Origin of the sequence: Thermococcus sp. LS1 (assembly GCF_012027395.1) — an archaeon.
GTDB lineage: Archaea > Methanobacteriota_B > Thermococci > Thermococcales > Thermococcaceae > Thermococcus.
Window position 1 is genome coordinate 413,162 of the sequence record NZ_SNUJ01000001.1, and the last position, 15,974, is coordinate 429,135.

The following is a 15,974-nucleotide window of genomic DNA, read 5'->3' on the forward strand; positions in this document are numbered from 1 at the left end:
GATGGTGGTTAGGCCAAACGTTAAGGAGCTTCCCGGGCCGAAGGCTCAGGAGATAATAAAGAAGAACTTCGAGGCTCTGGCGGTTACCACCCAGGACCCCGATACCCTCCCTATAGTCATCGACCACGGTGATGGCATACTCGTCTACGACGTCGACGGAAACGTCTTCTACGACTTCGGAAGCGGTGTCGGTGTTCTCAACGTCGGCCACGCCCACCCGAGGGTTGTTGAGGCCGTTAAGAGGCAGGCCGAGAAGTTCACTCACTTCGCACTGAACGACTTCTTCTACGAGAACGCCATAATACTAGCCAACAAGCTTGCCGAGCTCGCCCCGGGCGACTTCCCGAAGAAGGTCGTCTACCAGAACAGCGGTGCCGAGGCCAACGAGGCCATGATGAAGCTCGTCAAGTACGGCACCGGCAGGAAGAGGTTCATAGCCTTCTACCACGCCTTCCACGGCAGGACCCAGGCCGTTCTCAGCCTCACCGCAAGCAAATGGGTCCAGCAGGAGCGCTTCTTCCCGACCATGCCGGGCGTTGAGCACGTACCCTATCCGAACCCCTACAGGAACCCCTGGCACATTGATGGCTACGCCGAGCCGGACGAGCTTGTTAACAGGGTCATTGAGTTCATCGAGGAGTACGTCTTCCGCCATGTTCCGCCCGAAGAGGTTGGCGCCATAGTCTTCGAGCCGATTCAGGGTGAGGGTGGCTACGTCGTTCCACCGAAGAACTTCTTCAAGGAGCTCAAGAAGCTCGCCGACAACTACGGAATCCTCCTCGCGGACGACGAGGTCCAGATGGGTGTTGGCAGGACGGGCAAGTTCTGGGCCATTGAGCACTTTGGCATTGCCCCGGACACCATCCAGTTCGGTAAGGCCATAGGCGGCGGCATTCCGCTCGCCGGTGTCGTCCACAGGGCCGACATAGCGTTCGACAAGCCTGGCAGGCATGCCTCGACCTTCGGCGGCAACCCCGTCGCCATAGCGGCTGGAATAGAGGTCGTGGAGATCGTCAAGGAGCTCTTGCCGCACGTCCAGGATGTCGGTGACTACCTCCACAAGCGCCTCAAGGAACTTGAGGAGAAGTACGATGTCATCGGAGATGCCAGAGGTCTCGGTCTCGCCCAGGCCGTCGAGATTGTCAAGAGCAAGGACACCAAGGAGAAGCACCCAGAGCTCAGGAACGAAATCGTCAAGGAAGCCGTCAAGCGCGGCCTTATACTCCTCGGCTGCGGCGACAACAGCATAAGGTTCATCCCACCGCTGACCATCAGCAAGGAAGAGATCGACGTGGCTATGGAAATATTCGAGGAGAGCCTCAAGGCCGCTCTCCAGTGATCCATTTTTTCTTCTCGCTTTTTCCTGGGCCAAGTTTTTTAAAGTTGAAACTTGAAATTCTTCAGGTGGTGAACATGGGAGACCTAACTGAAATGCTAAAACCCTACGTGCCCTATGTACTTGGAGGGGCGATCATAGTCTACCTCGCCTACCTCTGGGCCAACAGAGAGAAGTTCAGGAGCGCCAATGTTATGGCAATATCTGCAATGATGGCGGCCGTAGTGGGTGTCACCACTGCATTCGTCACGATAACCATTCCAGCGACCGGCGGCTACCTCAACTTCGGCGACACGATGGTGATGTTCACAGCTATGGTCTTCGGCCCCGTTGTTGGTGTCTTTGCAGGTGGTGTCGGCTCTGCCCTCGGCGATGTTATAGCAGGATACCCCGGATGGGCGCCAATAACGCTCGTCGTCAAGGGACTGGAAGGCCTCGCCGTTGGTTATCTGGCAAGGAGAAGCGACAATGTCTCGACGCTCATCATAGCCGGCATAGTCGGTGGAATAATAATGGTAACCGGCTACTTCCTGTTCGAGGCGTACATGTTTGGAATTCCGGCGGCGGCCCAGGAAGTCCCACCCAACATCGTCCAGGCAGTCACCGGTGTTTTAGTCGGCACCGGACTAGCGCAGGCAATAAAGAAGAGGTATCCCGAGGTCGAAGACCTCATCTAAACGTTCAGCTTCTTTATTTCTTCCCACATTTCATTTTCTTCGAGGAGAGGCTCGACCGAAATCCTTCTGGAGGCGCGCTTTATCTGGCCGAGGTACTTGGAGTCAGCGACCACCGCATCGTAGCCGAGCTCATCAATCTTGTATATCTTAAGCTTGCACTCCCTGAGCACCTGGATGGTGTGCTCCAGGAAGCCTGGACCAACGAGGAGGATGTCCGGCTCAAGACCCTCCGCCCTGAGTTCCTGAATGGCCCGATCAAGGATGTCCTTAATTTCCTGCATCCATTGCCCCCTCCATAATTTTCACACCACTAGAGGTCCCTATCCTCGTCGCGCCAGCCTCTATCATAGCCATTGCCTGCTCGTAGGTTCTGATTCCTCCAGATGCTTTGACACCCATATCGGGGCCAACGACCTTTCTCATCAGCTTGACGTCCTCGACTGTTGCGCCGCCGGTTCCGAAGCCGGTCGAGGTCTTCACAAAGTCCGCTCCGGCCTCCTTGGCCAGCTCGCAGGCTTTGACTTTCTCTTCCTCAGTTAGATAGCAGGTCTCGATAATGACCTTGACTATTGCCCCCTTCTCATGGGCGACCTTGACGACCTCTTCTATGTCTCGCTTAACGTACTCATAATCGCCATCCTTCAGCGCGCCGATGTTTATCACCATATCCAGCTCATCGGCGCCGTCTTCAAGTGCTTTCTTCGCCTCGAAGACCTTGACTTCTGTGGGAGTTGCACCGAGTGGAAATCCTATGACGGTGGCCACTTTTACGTTCGAACCTTTGAGCTGCTCCTTGGCGAGTTTAACGCGGTAGGGATTGACGCAGACGGCGTAGAAGTTGTAGCGCTTGGCCTCATCGCAGAGCTTAACTATATCATCGGCAGTAGCGTAAGGTTTGAGATTCGTATGGTCAATATATCTGGCGATATCAATTTGATCGCTCATACCCATCACCGGTTACTACTCCATCTAAAGGCATTTAGAATTTTTCTCCTCAAAAATGGGGACTCAATCGGAAAATCTGCAGGTCCCTTTTTTGGATTTTTGACAATTTTTGGACTTTTTTTTAAAGGGCAGGGAAAGCACCACGGTTCTGGCAAAGGCGCAAGAAAGGAAGCCCCCTCATCTCAAGGATTCCAAAGCCTTCAAGAACCGCTCTTTAACACCCTCCTCACCAAACTGTGGCTCCTCTTCACCTCTGACTATCCGTTCAAAAACCCTCACTGCGTTGTCCCAGTTCTCCTCGAGTGTCCTTCCCTTCGGTATGGCGTTTCTCAGGACGTGCCATTTCCCGTTCTCATAGTCGTAGACGATTATTCTCGGTATGTAGTCCAAGTCCATGAAAGTGTTGTCCAGGGTAAGCTCCACCCTAAAGCCATCCAGCTCGAGAAAACCCTCTTCGCGAAGTTGTCTTTTCCAGTCCATGGTGAAAAGTTGGAGAGGAGGTTTAAAAGTTCACCTCCTCCGCAGGAGGGTAACCAACGACAGCCCAACGACTAAGGCAGGACCGCATATCCCACCGTTTGGTGAACTCTCCGTCGACGTGGTAGCATCTGTGGATGGAGGCTGGGTTATTGTTGGACCAACATAGACCGTTCCGTTCGGGAGGTTGTAGGTGGGCACCTCATCGGCGGTGCACCTGACCAACATTGGATTAAGGCTCTCATCATAGGGTATCCACGCATAAGTGCCGTCTTTTGTCTCATACCAGCCGATGTGGGAATTAGGCCCCGCCTTTCCAGGCCCGGCAACTTTAGCTATCGCTTCGATGTCTTCGTCGCTTATTTGAAGCACTCCGACATCCCTCAGCCACTCGAGCTCGACTTTTACCGCCTCCGAGAAGTTCACCTCGGAGGGATCAACCACAGGAACGAGCCTTCCACTCATGGGTTCCATGAAGGTTAGCACCGGGTTGCAGTCAACACCAAAGGCCGAGAGAAAATCCTTAACGGCGGCTTCAACCTCTCCAGGGTCCATGTCGTAAGCTTCAACCTCCACCCTCACGGAACCCGCCCGGATAACTTTCTCAGGATCAATCCCGTGCTCCCTCAGGCAGGACTCGAAGGCATCGTTTGGCTTCCAGGTGCAGATCCCGTTTACGCAGCCGCAGCTCGTCAGGCCGAGGCAGGTGTACCACTCGCGATAGACGCAGGGGGTTATTATCTTGGCAGCCTCTTCCCTCGGAGCACATACTTCCCCGGAGCAGCCGCCAGTGGCGCAGTCCCCATCCGAAGTGCACTCTCCCCCAGTCACGGGCTTCAGAGTTATCGTGACGTTGCCCCTAGTGAAAGTTAGGTTGTCCTTTGTTTTCCATCCATCAGCTTCCAACTTTTCAAGTGCGTCGGTTGTTATCAGGAGCGAGGCGTTGAAGGCTGTTTTAGCCAGCCCAGTCTCTCTCCACTCTGCCAGAATCTCTATCCTCAGGTGAGGACCGTCGCTGGCGTTCCATAGTATAACCGCAAGCCTTTTGTCGTAGTGGGAGCGAAAGATGAAAGTGCTGTTCTCGACTATCGCGTTGTGAAGAGCATTAAAAGCGGGATACGGCTTGTAAATTATCCCGGGCTTGTTCAGAACGACCTCGACCGCGTAGACATCGGTGGGGCTCATGCAGGCCTCGGACAGGGGTGTTAGAGCGAACATCAAAAACACAATCAGCACCATGACCCTCTTCATGATCTCCACCGTAGGAAATAAGGAGAGGAAATATATACCCCTTCCCATCGCTTCAATCCAGCTTGAACTGACCTCCTCCCGGCTAAGGGTGAGGCTTGAGAAAAGAAAAGTCAAAGGCCATCCAATTCCCAAATTTGCCATTGTATTGTTTAGGATACGGCCTACCGCTCATTTGGGATAGCCTCCGCGTGCCTGAGCCGTAGGGTCTCCCCGAGGGGCCCCACGATTTCACCGGCCTTCAGGAAGATTCCAGCAACCAGTAGCGCTATGGCAAACACCAGTCTCGCCTCCCCAAGCCCAAGCCAATCAACGGCAAACCCGTAGATGAAGTAGAAAACGCTCATGACCAGTGCCGAGACCATGGAGTAAACGGACAGTATGGTGGCCCTCTTCTCGCTCGGAATCCTGTACTGGATCTCTATCCCAAGGTTAAAGGAGAAGGCCGTGTGAATCACCGTAACGAAAATCCCAATGGCAATAATCCAAAGCGGATTCTGGTAAACGACCGACAATGCCGTCAATACTGGAATGACAACCGGGGCAAGGGAGTAGGCCTTAACGCTCCACGAGTCCCTTAAGCGAACGCCTATGAGCCTTGGGATAATCTTCACGATGGATTCAACAATTCCAAGGAGTCCAAGGGTTCCCATTAAGGTCGTTCCAAGGCTTTTTGCGAGTATCTCACCGAGGTAGGGCTCGAAGAACTTCCGGAACTGGTTCGTGGCCATGACGACGGTTATCGAGAGAACCACCAGCCAGAAGAGCTGGGGCTGGAGGATGTCCTTGAATGAATGGAGAGTGTGTGAGAGGTATGAGCGCTCTGGTTTTTTGAATTCATATTCTGGAATCGTGTAGGCCACGATAAGGGTAGCTATTTCAAGGATTAACGTAAGAAGAAGGGGAAGCCAGAAGCCGTAGAGCTGGGCGAGGATTCCTCCGATCGCTATGGCTAGTGCCGAGAGTGGAATCGTAAGAGTTTTAATGTCCCTCATTAGGCTCCGGTATTCTCTTTCCATCCCAAGGTGTTTGAGGTTGTCAAAGAGCCACGCTTGGAGGCTTCCGCTCACGAACGTTGCGCCGAACGAAGCAACAATGGCATAAATGAGCAACATCGGGAATCCCCTAAGGAATATCAGGAATATCATGGCCGTTATATTTATCGCAAAGCCCACCAGAACGCTGAGCTTCCTGCTCATCTTGTCCGCGACCACACCTGTCGGGACCTCAAACAGGAAGAATCCCACAGTCAGTATCGATGTCGCGATGCCTATCTGGGCATATGTAAGGCCCTTTGAGAGGTAGTAGACGATGAGGAGGTTCCCAATGAAGCCTGTATTCATGAAGATGTAAAGTAAGGTATAGCGCTTTACTATATCCATATTCCATCACCTGTCTCCCGATTACAGCGCAGACAAAAATAAAAATGTTAGAAGAATTCAGGTTATCTCCTTGACTTCACACCATATGTCCTTTATCGCAGGGCATGCCATCAAGGTGGCAACTTTTGGCTTTGTTTTGACTAAAGCCCTCAATTTGTCACCTCCTTTAAATTGTGGCCGTGATGTGTTCTGATTCTATCCTCTCAAGCTCAGGAGCAGTATTACGTTCAGGGTCAGAGCTGGGGACTGAGATTGACTTTTCTAACACCTTCTCGAACTCTTCCTCATATTCATCCCAGAGCCGGGAGTAAAGCCATAGTCCTATTTTGAAAGATTCTCTCGAATAGTAGCATTTCAGAGCAGGCGGTATGAATCCCTTGCCCGTGTATATTGTGTTTTCGTAGAAGCAAAAGTCGTGGCAGTAGAGTTTTAGCCAACAGCTCTTACAGGGTTCATGGTTGAAGAAGTTGTATTTTTGGAGCTCAAAGCGTTTTAGATGTTCCCATTCGAAGTTCTCAATGTGGCTAAGCTCAAAGTTCTTCATGCTGACGAACCGATGACACGGATAAATGTTTCCGTTCACGTCAATGGCAACGCTTCCCTTTCCAGCGCCACAATGGAAGCTACTTACTCTCCCTCTGTAAACATCCTGGATTATCTGTTTGAATTTGACGTAAACAACGGTTCCCAACTCCCCAAAGGTTTCAACTTCTTCGACGGCGATTTTCTTGAGTTGGTCCAGGTAAGTATCAATGTGCCCCTTGGTTACTACGCTGTCCGAGAGGGTGGCTAATTCAACCCCGACGTTGAGGACTCCAAATTCTGTCTTGATGTGGTGGTAGATGTCATAAACTCTATTAAGCTGTTCTGGGAGAACAGTTGCTCTCACAGAAATCTTGTGGAGCTTTCCTCTTTTTTTAGCTTCTTCAACGAGGTGCTTGAGGTTTTTAGCTACAACATTGTAGGTGGGGGAGTTGTCCGCAAAGGGTCTGTTATGGTCGTGGATTTCTTTAGGTCCATCCATGCTCACTATCACGTTGAAGGGGTGGTTTAGTACGAATTCAGCCACCTCTGGGGTGAGAAGGTATCCGTTGGTTGTAACGTTGAAAAAGACGGGTTTCTTTGTTTCCCTGGCCTTCTGCTCTGCATAGAGGACGCCTTCTTTTATTGCAGGAAAGTTTAGTAGGGGTTCCCCTCCAAAGAAGACTATGCTCACTCCATAGGGAGATTTTTCAAATAGGAAGTCTATGGCCTTTCGGATTGTCTCTTTGTCTATAAGTTTTGGCTTTTCGAGGGTATAGGTTCCTTTATTTGCGTAGCAGTAAACGCAGGAGAAATTACAGGCCTGGGAAACGTTGATACTCCCCCCAAGGAGGAAACCGTAATCTTCGTTGTATTCAAGGTTTAGGGGCGGGAGCTGGTTCAAATAGTTCTGAAGTTCCCTAAGTTTTGCTCGCTCTTCCGAGGTTAGTTTGTCCCCTTCCCCTTCTTTGATTTTCTGAAGGCCGGAGTAGATTTCGGGCTCTACCTCCACCACGTATCCCGAGCTATCGTGTATCACGAAAAACTTTGGAAAACCAGCTATTTCAGACTTTATACAGTTTAAATCTCTATTTGTATCATCTATATCCATTAATACCATCCTCAATAGGTTAAATGCATAAAATAATTTAAAAAAAATTTCGACTTTTTTGTTCTGCAAAACATGGCAACAACCTAGTTATAATAACAGCCAAAAAACCCACAACAAGCCCAGAGAGACTAAAAGCTTTATATGCTGCTTGGAGAATATCACCCGAGGTGATTGAGATGGAGAACCCCTTTGAGATAACCGCGGTCGTTGCCAGGGAGATACTGGACAGCAGGGGAAACCCTACGGTTGAGGTCGAGGTCTACACGCCGATAAGCATGGGAAGGGCAGCGGTTCCGAGCGGAGCGAGCACTGGAACCCACGAGGCCCTTGAGCTCCGCGACGGAGGAAAGCGCTACCATGGAAAAGGCGTTAGAAGGGCTGTTGAGAACGTCAACAAGATAATCGCGCCCGAACTCATCGGTATGGACGTCACCTGGCAGAGGGACATCGATATGCTCATGCTCGAGCTCGACGGCACCGAGAACAAGAGCAACCTCGGTGCAAATGCTATTCTCGGCGTTTCTCTGGCCGTTGCTAAGGCCGCCGCCAACGCCCTCGGCCTTCCGCTCTACCAGTACATAGGCGGAACCAACGCCTACGTAATGCCCGTTCCAATGAGCAACGTCATCAACGGCGGCGTTCACGCTGGAAACGAGCTCGACTTCCAGGAGTTCATGATAATGCCCGTTGGTGCAGCCTCCTTCAGGGAGGCCATAATGTGGGTCAGCGAGACCTACCACGTTCTTAAGAGCGTCATAGCCGAGAAGTACGGCAAGGGTGCAATAAACGTTGGAGACGAGGGTGGCTTCGCACCGCCAATGAAAGAGGTCACCGAGCCACTCGAGACCCTCATCAAGGCCATTGAGGAGGCCGGCTACAAGCCGGGCGACGAGATTGCCCTCGCTATTGATGCAGCTTCCAGCGAGTTCTACCACCCGGACATCGGCAAGTACGTCGTTGCCGGCAAGGAGTACACGAGGGAAGAGCTCGTTGACCTCTACAAGGAGCTCGTCTCGAGCTATCCGATAGTCTCTATCGAGGACCCGTTCCAGGAGGAGGACTGGGAGGGCTTCAAGCTCATCACTAAAGAGCTCGGCGGCAAGATACAGATAGTCGGCGACGACCTCTTCGTCACCAACCCGAAGAGGATAAGAAAGGGCATCGAGATGGGTGCCGCCAACGCGCTCCTCCTCAAAGTCAACCAGATTGGAACGCTGAGCGAGGCCATAGATGCCGCCTACACAGCCTTTAGGGCTGGCTACGGCGTCGTCGTCTCCCACAGGAGCGGAGAGACCGAGGATGCTACCATAGCAGACCTTGCCGTTGCCCTTAACGCCGGCCAGATAAAGACCGGTGCTCCAGCCAGGAGTGACAGGAACGCCAAGTACAACCAGCTCATCAGGATCGAAGAGGAGCTCGAGGGCATCGCGTACTATCCGGGCAGGAAGTTCAGGAACCCGTTCTTCTGAGCCATTCTCTTTCTTTTCCACATTATTGGCCAGCAAGAGTTTTTAACTTCGGCTTCAACGTTTTTTGAACTCGCAAGAACCAGGAGTGTGCCCATCCTGGGAGGCCTCAACAATGAAGAATGACTATCAAACTCTCCAAGTAGACTCTGTCCCCTACAACCCCCTGTTCTGCGAGGTGGTTTAAATGGCAGAACGAAAAAAACTCAAAATCTACATCCCCGGCATCAAATTTCCCTCAATCTCGCTCACCGGCAACTACTGTGCCCTCAACTGCGCCCACTGCGGGAGGCACTACCTGGAGAGAATGAGAAAACCCACGCGAAGGGAGCTCCTCAACTACTGTATGAATCTGGAAAAGGAAGGCTATACCGGCTGCCTCCTCAGCGGCGGCATGGATTCCAGGTTGAAGGTACCACTGGATAAGTACGCGGACGAGCTGAGGGAAATAAAGAGGAGGACGAGCTTAAAGCTCAACGCCCACGTCGGCTTCATCGACGAGAGCGATTTGGAGTGGGTCAAATACGTTGACGTCGTTTCCCTCGACTTCGTCGGAGATAACGACGTGATAAGGCGCGTGTACAAGATAAACAAGACCGTCAAAGACTACCTCAGAATTCTCGATCTGCTCACCGAAGCCGGTGTTAGGGTCGCACCCCATATAACAATCGGCCTTGACTTCGGCAGAATTCACTGGGAGTACAAGGCAATAGACATGCTCCTTCAGTACCCTATAGACGTCATCGTCCTCGACGTACTCATCCCAACACCCGGCACTGAGATGGAGAGCGTTCAAAAGCCAGGTGTGGAGGAGAGCCTCAACGTTGTCAGGTACGCCAGGGAAAAGTTTGATGGCGAGCTTAGCATAGGCTGCATGAGGCCGCTTGGGAAATGGCGCCTTGATTTTGATAAGGGGGCCGTCTCAGCGGGCGTTGACAGACTGACGAACCCACCAAGAAAAGTTATAGAATGGGCAAAAACTGTGAGGGAAGTTGAAATAATCTACGAGTGCTGCGTTATGTAGGGCGCCACGGTAGTGGGCTCAGTAAACCTCGCATCATCATAAAATCAGAAAGGAGAACGCCAATCATCGCCCTAAAGCTTTACAGCTCCTCCTTCACGGTAACGAATGACACCATAGTCACAGTTTGGCCGACGCCCTTGATTTCTCTGAGCCTATCAACGACTATCTTGCCAACCTCCTCCGATGAGGGGGCGCGCACCTTTATGAGGAGATCCCACTCGCCTGCTATGATGTGGACCTCGTAAACCCCTTCGAGGGCGGCTATTCTTTCAGCGACCTCCCGCTGGCTCAGGCCGGAATCTGGCTCGTATCTGGCAAGTATGAAAGCGGTAGTGCCAAGGTTGAGCTTCTTGTAGTTTGGCTTAACTGTGAACTTCTCGATCACGCCCTCCTCAACGAGCTTTTTGATGCGGTAGTGGACGGTGGTCCTCGGGATGCCCAGCTTCTTACTGAGCGAGGCTATGTTCTCCCTGGCGTTTTCCTTAAGTTCCTTCAACAGCTTCATATCAGTGGCATCGAGTGAAGTTACCATCGCGACCCCCTTCGTCACTTGTACAACTTCAATCATAATTTTTGGGAGGATGAGCTTATTTAAGGTTTTCCTTTAGCCACTCTGAAAAAGCTTTAAGAGCCTGACCTCTGTGTGATATTTTGTTCTTTTCGGTGGTTGTCATTTCGGCAAAAGTTTTGTCGAAACCCGAAGGCTTGAATACCGGGTCAAAACCGAAGCCCATGTTTCCGCGCTTCTCGTGGATTATCTCGCCTTCCACAATACCGGTAAAGACGTGAGCTTCGCCATCCCAGTAAGCTATGACACTCTTGAAGTACGCCCTCCTGTTCTCAACGCCCTCCATGAGCTTCAGAAGGCCGTCAACGCCGAGGGTCTTGTAGACGTAGGCAGAGTAAACACCAGGGAATCCCTTCAAAGCTTCGACGAAGAGACCAGAATCGTCGAGGAAAAACGGTCCATCGATTTTCCTGCTCAGCCACTCCAAGCCGAAGAGGGCAACTTCTTCGAGCGTATCTGCCTGTATCTCCGGATACTCAACCCTGAGCTGATAAACTTCAACGCCCAAGGGTTCAAAGTACTTTCGCGCTTCCTCAACCTTTCCGGGGTTAGAAGTGATGAACGCCAGCCTCATATAACCACCGAAGGATAGAGAAGAAAAGACGATAAAAAGCTTTCAGTCTATCTTGTAGCCAATCTTCTCGACGAGCTCGCGCCTCTCAGCCTTCTGCTCCTCGGTCTCTATCTTGTTTGCCGCTTTGCCGTCAACGACACCAAGCACTGACCTTCCAAGCTCGGTCTCAGCAACGATAACCTGGAACGGGTTCTCGCTGGCGCCGTAGACCATGGCAACGGCAGGGTGGTTCTTGATGGCGTTGAGGACGTTTATCGGGAAGGCGTTTTTCATGAGAATCACAAAGACGTGGCCGGCCCCTATCTTCACTGCGTTCTTGGCGGCGAGCTTCTTGAGCTCCTCATCGTTGCCGGTGAAGCGAGTAAGCTGAGGCTTTGCCTCATTCATGGCTACACCGAACTTTATACCCGGGACAGTGGTGAGAAGTGTCTTTGCGAGGTCATCAACTGTGAATATGGAGAAGTTCCCCTGTCCGATTATCACTTCAACACCCTCAGGTTTTTCTATATCAACAACCTCTATCTTCACCATGGTCACCACCGGAAGAATTTAATATCAAGAACGATTTAACTTTTTCCCGTGGGATAAATCGGTGAGGTAGAATGGCCGAGCCTGTGATGGAAGAGCTCGAGTTCCTGGTTGAAATCCTTGGCAGACATCCAACCGACAGCCTGAAGAAGATAGCGGAGGAGGAAGACATAGACTACTACAGGCTCAAAAGGCTCTACGACAAGTACTACGGGAAGTATCTAACCGTAAACGCCTCGTACAATCTAAGACTCATTGGACTGAAGAGTTTCGTTGCATTTCTGAGCGTGCCCCCAGAGGAGCTTATGGAGGTAGTTGACAGAATAGCGGCAAACCCGTTTATAGGCTACATAAATCCAGCCTTCGGCTTTAAGAACGGACTGTCGCTGATTATATACGTTCCGGCAGATCAAACCGATAAGATAGACGACCTTCTCTCCAGGTACTCCCGCGACTATGAGTACTACGAAGTTAGAGCCTATCCATACAGCGGAGATGACAACTTTGGGAGATGGACCCTCAGCTACGACTACGCCGTTCTCATGGACATTCTCAAGGTGGACGCCAGAACCCCGATAACCGAAATAGCCAGAAGACTTGGAAAGACCAGGCCAACGGTCAGGTTTATGATAAACAGGCTCAAAGAGGAAGGTATTCTCGTCGGTTTCGTCCCCCTCATTGATATGAATATCCACGACAGAGGTGTCATAGGGCTCACAAAGAGTCTGAACGAGGAAGTGCTGGAGCGCTTCAGAGAGTACGAGATAACAGTGGGCGTGCTGCCATCCTACGGCTATCTCCTTGAGTGGTTCTTCTCGTCAAAGGAAGATCTTGGAAGCAAGATACTCGAGTTCAGCAACTACGTGGACAAGCTCCTCATAGAGTACTTCGACACTTTCAAGGAGTTGAACGACATGAAATACACCAAAAGGCTCTCTGGTATGGTTAAAAAAGATGGGAGCGGGTACCACTCCATACTGGACTTTTAAAACACCATCTGGCAGTACTCAAGACCGTAAAGCTCCCCAGTTGCCTGGTATTCGAGTGCTCTGCAGTCGTGGCATATGTACCTAAATGGGCAACGGCTGCAGGCTTCTATCTTGTCTTTTGTAAGCCTCCAGGACTCCTTGAGGCGCTTCTTCCTGAGGGCCTTCCTCAGTCCGACCTCCTTAACATCAGCCACGATGTAATTCCTGAGGAGCGGACACGGAAGGGCGTACCCCTCAGCGGTTATTGCCAGGGTTCCTGCAAGGCAGTCATGGTACATCTCGGCGCTCTGGTTAAGAACCCTCTTCATCTCTATGACGTTAAAGTCAAGCTTCCTGGCCGAACCCGGGTAGAGTATATCAACGTAGATTTCCCCGGAGAAGCTGATCTTGAGGCCCTTAAGTTCATCGTACTGCTTTGCGGTGGCCATTACAAGAGCTCCGTGGAGCCAGTCCTGAGCCTCAAGCTTCTGAATGTTCTCTTTGGAGTATTCTAGTTCGGCTATGAAACGAACCCCCTCAACCGGATAGACTGATTCGAGGTCCTCGAGCTTAACAACGGCGTACACCTCGGGGACGCCTATCTCAACGGCATATGCAGCGATGCTGGTGAGGTATTCGATGCGATCGTAGTTTGTGAGCCAGAGCTCCCTTCCACCGATATCCCTGAAATCCTTTATTATTTCCCTCACCCTCTCGGGGCTGAGGGGTTCCCGCCGGAGTAGAAATGAGTTGTTACCGATGCAGCCTATCGAGCGGGGGATACCGGTAACCTCAGAGAATTTTCCACTTCCGGCGCCGAGCTGGAGGATAAGCCTCTCCAGCCTTCCGCTGTGGGACTGGCTGCTCCATGGCGGCTTTCCAACGGAGACAATGTTTGTGGACGTTCCGACATCAACTGAATTAGCGACACTGTATACAACCTTCTCCATTGACCCTCACCGACGGAGAATGGACAAAATCGTATATATACTTTTTCTATTCCGATTTTGCACACCACTAACAGTAGTCTGCAAAAAATGGAGAGAACAGAGATGTTCATTTGTCTGGTACTAATCTATCCCCCTCAATCCAGAAGATACCCTCATCAGTCACCTCCCGTTTCCAAACCGGGACGCGTCTCTTGACCTCGTCGATTGCCCACATACAGGCCTCAAATGCCTCCTTCCTGTGCTTGCCACTGGCAATAATGAGTATCGTGTCCTCGCCCACACTGAGCTCGCCGTAGCGGTGCCATATCAGGATGTCCAGTATGGGAAACTTTTCAAGGGCCTCCCTCCGTATCCTCTCCATCTCCTCAATGGCCATCTCTTCATAGGCCTCGTAGATGAGTTTTCTGACTTTTCTGCCATGGTTTTCGTTCCTGACCTTCCCCAAGAAGAAAACGTAGCCACCGGCCTCTGGAACGAGAAGATAACTCAACGCCTCATTGAGATCGAAGGGTTCTTTAGTAATCTTAACCTTCATATCCATCCCCCATGGAACTTAAGGCTTCACCCAATTAAATCTGTCGGGCTAATAAAAAGGTTTAAGTGGTTTCAAGCTCAGGAGTTGTCGGTGAAGGGAATGAGAAAATACGCGCTTGTGCTCATCCTCATTTTGCTCACTGGACTCATGGTGGGCTGTATATCTTCCAGCGGCTCAACCACGACATCGAGCGAGTCCCTTCCACCTGAAACCCAGACGTTGAGCCCAACGACCACGAGTACCTCCACAACCACCACCCCCACTGAAACCCCAACCTCAACGGAGACCCCGGGAAGGTATGACATTTCTGAGCTTCTACGGGCAGTCTCAGAGATAAAGCAGTTTACCTACGTGAGCAACGCCACGATTTCAATGGTAGTAACAGTGGAGCAGGAAGGAATCACCCAGAAAGACCACGTGAACCTCAGCATAGTCGAGGAAGGTTACATGGACTTTGAATCGTGGAGCGCGTGGATAAATTCCACCACCGTCAGCATGCCGGATGGGGCTTCCACCAACTTCTCACAGGTAATTGTGGGCAACGTGACATACATCCGGACGATTGCCGGATGGATAAAGACGGACGATAGTACCACCAGTGAATTCCTCTGGGAATACAATCTCGTAAGCCTCGCCAGGAAGTATCTAACCAGAGAACCCGACGAACGCGAAGAGGATGACGTTCTAACGCTCATATACTACCTCAGAAGCTCCGATCTCGAGCCACTGGCAAGGATGTACTTCGCAACCACTCCAGACACGGAGATAAGCGTTGACAGCGGTATTTTGGAGCTCTACTTCAGGGACGGAGAGCTCGTTGGCGGAAAGATAAGCTACACTGTTAGTTCCAAGACAGTGATAGACGACCCGACGCTCGGCACCATGACGATAACCCAGGAGGGATCCTGGAGCGAGATCATCGAGATAAAGAACATCAACGAAAAGAAAAGCGTGAAGGAGCCCGCTACTTGAGCTCCACGACATCAAAGGTGTTGAAGGCCAGATCGACTATGAGAAGCTTGTTCAGTAGCGGCTCGCCGATGCCTGTGAGTAGCTTAACGACCTCCATTGCCTGAAGCGTGCCGATGACCCCCGCGGTAGCTCCTAAAATCGGGAACTTCTCCTTCTTTCTCCCTACGTTTGGAAAGATTTCGCGCAGGCTTTTGGTGAAGCCCGGAACTATCGTCGTCACTTGACCGTAGGTTCCTTCGACCGCGCCATGGACGAGGGGGATTTTCTTCCTCTGCGCATAATCATCGAGAAGGAAGCGCGTCTCGAAGTTGTCGAGGCAGTCAACGATTATGTCAACGCCTTCGAGAACCTCATCGATGTTCTCCTCACTTAGACGTCCCACGAAGGTCTCGATTTCTATGTCGGAGTTAAAGCGTTCCAGCTTCCATTTGGCGGAGAGCGGTTTGGGGTTCTTATCTAAATCCTCCTCCCAGTGGAGTATCTGTCTGTTGAGGTTGCTGAGCTCGGGCGTCTGCTCATCTATGAGGAGGAGCGTCCCTATTCCAGCGGCGGCAAGGTAGTAGGCGACCGGACTTCCAAGGCCGCCTACTCCTACCACGGCCACCTTGGAGTTCTTGAGCTTCTCCTGACCTTCCTTTCCGAAAATCATAATCTGCCTGTCGTAGCGCTCCAGTTCCCTCTCGCTCAGCAT

18 protein-coding genes are annotated in these 15,974 nt (G+C 51.5%); 6 read left to right on the forward strand and 12 right to left on the reverse strand.

The window, feature by feature from the left end:
• Position 1: 1 nt before the first annotated feature.
• A complete protein-coding gene (locus E3E26_RS02320; protein ID WP_167899728.1) occupies positions 2-1,339 on the forward strand; it encodes an ornithine aminotransferase in 1,338 nt (445 codons plus the stop codon).
• Between the two features lie 74 nt (positions 1,340-1,413).
• Positions 1,414-2,013 (forward strand): ECF transporter S component, encoded by a 600-nt coding sequence (locus tag E3E26_RS02325; protein ID WP_167900111.1) that lies wholly within the window; start codon positions 1,414-1,416, stop codon positions 2,011-2,013.
• On the opposite strand, the gene E3E26_RS02330 is transcribed toward E3E26_RS02325, so the two are convergent.
• From E3E26_RS02330 to E3E26_RS02355, 6 genes are all read right to left on the reverse strand, one after another.
• A complete protein-coding gene (locus E3E26_RS02330) occupies positions 2,010-2,294 on the reverse strand; it encodes a family 4B encapsulin nanocompartment shell protein (protein ID WP_167899729.1) in 285 nt (94 codons plus the stop codon). The two genes, E3E26_RS02325 and E3E26_RS02330, sit on opposite strands and share 4 nt — an antisense overlap.
• The gene (gene deoC / locus E3E26_RS02335; RefSeq protein WP_167900112.1) at positions 2,281-2,958 is read right to left on the reverse strand and encodes a deoxyribose-phosphate aldolase; all 678 of its coding nucleotides are present in this window, start codon (positions 2,956-2,958) and stop codon (positions 2,281-2,283) included. Before deoC ends, E3E26_RS02330 begins: the two co-directional genes overlap by 14 nt.
• 177 nt (positions 2,959-3,135) lie before the next feature.
• Positions 3,136-3,438, reverse strand: coding sequence for a hypothetical protein (locus E3E26_RS02340; protein ID WP_167899730.1), 303 nt, complete (start codon positions 3,436-3,438; stop codon positions 3,136-3,138).
• 30 nt (positions 3,439-3,468) lie between these two features.
• A complete protein-coding gene (locus tag E3E26_RS02345; RefSeq protein ID WP_167899731.1) occupies positions 3,469-4,686 on the reverse strand; it encodes a CGP-CTERM-anchored Cys-rich protein in 1,218 nt (405 codons plus the stop codon).
• Positions 4,687-4,847: 161 nt separating this feature from the next.
• A complete protein-coding gene (locus E3E26_RS02350; protein ID WP_167899732.1) occupies positions 4,848-6,065 on the reverse strand; it encodes an MFS transporter in 1,218 nt (405 codons plus the stop codon).
• A 166-nt stretch (positions 6,066-6,231) separates the two neighbouring features.
• Positions 6,232-7,707 carry a radical SAM/SPASM domain-containing protein gene (locus E3E26_RS02355; RefSeq protein ID WP_240911652.1) on the reverse strand — a complete coding sequence of 492 codons (1,476 nt, stop codon included), beginning with the start codon at positions 7,705-7,707 and terminating at the stop codon, positions 6,232-6,234.
• A gap of 167 nt (positions 7,708-7,874) precedes the next feature.
• Here E3E26_RS02355 and eno point away from each other — a divergent pair, with 167 nt between their 5' ends.
• Both eno and E3E26_RS02365 read left to right on the forward strand, forming a co-directional pair.
• Positions 7,875-9,167: a phosphopyruvate hydratase gene (gene eno / locus E3E26_RS02360; protein ID WP_167900113.1), complete on the forward strand. Its 1,293-nt coding sequence runs from the start codon at positions 7,875-7,877 to the stop codon at positions 9,165-9,167.
• A 184-nt stretch (positions 9,168-9,351) separates the two neighbouring features.
• The gene (locus tag E3E26_RS02365; RefSeq protein WP_167899734.1) at positions 9,352-10,188 is read left to right on the forward strand and encodes a radical SAM protein; all 837 of its coding nucleotides are present in this window, start codon (positions 9,352-9,354) and stop codon (positions 10,186-10,188) included.
• A 79-nt stretch (positions 10,189-10,267) separates the two neighbouring features.
• Here E3E26_RS02365 and E3E26_RS02370 read toward each other — a convergent pair whose 3' ends face one another.
• The 3 genes from E3E26_RS02370 to E3E26_RS02380 are packed head-to-tail and all read right to left on the reverse strand — an operon-like array spanning position 10,268 to position 11,861.
• Complete coding sequence (locus tag E3E26_RS02370; RefSeq protein WP_012572577.1) at positions 10,268-10,720, reverse strand: Lrp/AsnC family transcriptional regulator; 453 nt, start codon at positions 10,718-10,720, stop codon at positions 10,268-10,270.
• Between the two features lie 55 nt (positions 10,721-10,775).
• Positions 10,776-11,330: an XTP/dITP diphosphatase gene (locus tag E3E26_RS02375; protein WP_167899735.1), complete on the reverse strand. Its 555-nt coding sequence runs from the start codon at positions 11,328-11,330 to the stop codon at positions 10,776-10,778.
• A 42-nt stretch (positions 11,331-11,372) separates the two neighbouring features.
• The gene (locus E3E26_RS02380; protein WP_167900114.1) at positions 11,373-11,861 is read right to left on the reverse strand and encodes an adenosine-specific kinase; all 489 of its coding nucleotides are present in this window, start codon (positions 11,859-11,861) and stop codon (positions 11,373-11,375) included.
• A gap of 71 nt (positions 11,862-11,932) precedes the next feature.
• Between E3E26_RS02380 and E3E26_RS02385 the strand changes: the two genes are divergently transcribed.
• A complete protein-coding gene (locus E3E26_RS02385) occupies positions 11,933-12,847 on the forward strand; it encodes an Lrp/AsnC family transcriptional regulator (protein WP_167899736.1) in 915 nt (304 codons plus the stop codon).
• Here E3E26_RS02385 and E3E26_RS02390 read toward each other — a convergent pair.
• Entirely contained in the window at positions 12,844-13,776 is a 933-nt protein-coding gene (locus tag E3E26_RS02390; RefSeq protein WP_167899737.1) for an SPASM domain-containing protein, read from the reverse strand. The genes E3E26_RS02385 and E3E26_RS02390 overlap by 4 nt on opposite strands.
• Before the next feature lie 106 nt (positions 13,777-13,882).
• Positions 13,883-14,311 carry a molybdenum cofactor biosynthesis protein MoaE gene (locus E3E26_RS02395; RefSeq protein ID WP_167899738.1) on the reverse strand — a complete coding sequence of 143 codons (429 nt, stop codon included), beginning with the start codon at positions 14,309-14,311 and terminating at the stop codon, positions 13,883-13,885.
• 99 nt (positions 14,312-14,410) lie between these two features.
• Here E3E26_RS02395 and E3E26_RS02400 point away from each other — a divergent pair, with 99 nt between their 5' ends.
• Positions 14,411-15,283 carry a hypothetical protein gene (locus E3E26_RS02400; RefSeq protein ID WP_167900115.1) on the forward strand — a complete coding sequence of 291 codons (873 nt, stop codon included), beginning with the start codon at positions 14,411-14,413 and terminating at the stop codon, positions 15,281-15,283.
• Here the strand turns inward: E3E26_RS02400 and E3E26_RS02405 are convergent.
• Positions 15,276-15,974 (reverse strand): ThiF family adenylyltransferase, encoded by a 699-nt coding sequence (locus E3E26_RS02405; RefSeq protein ID WP_167899739.1) that lies wholly within the window; start codon positions 15,972-15,974, stop codon positions 15,276-15,278. The genes E3E26_RS02400 and E3E26_RS02405 overlap by 8 nt on opposite strands.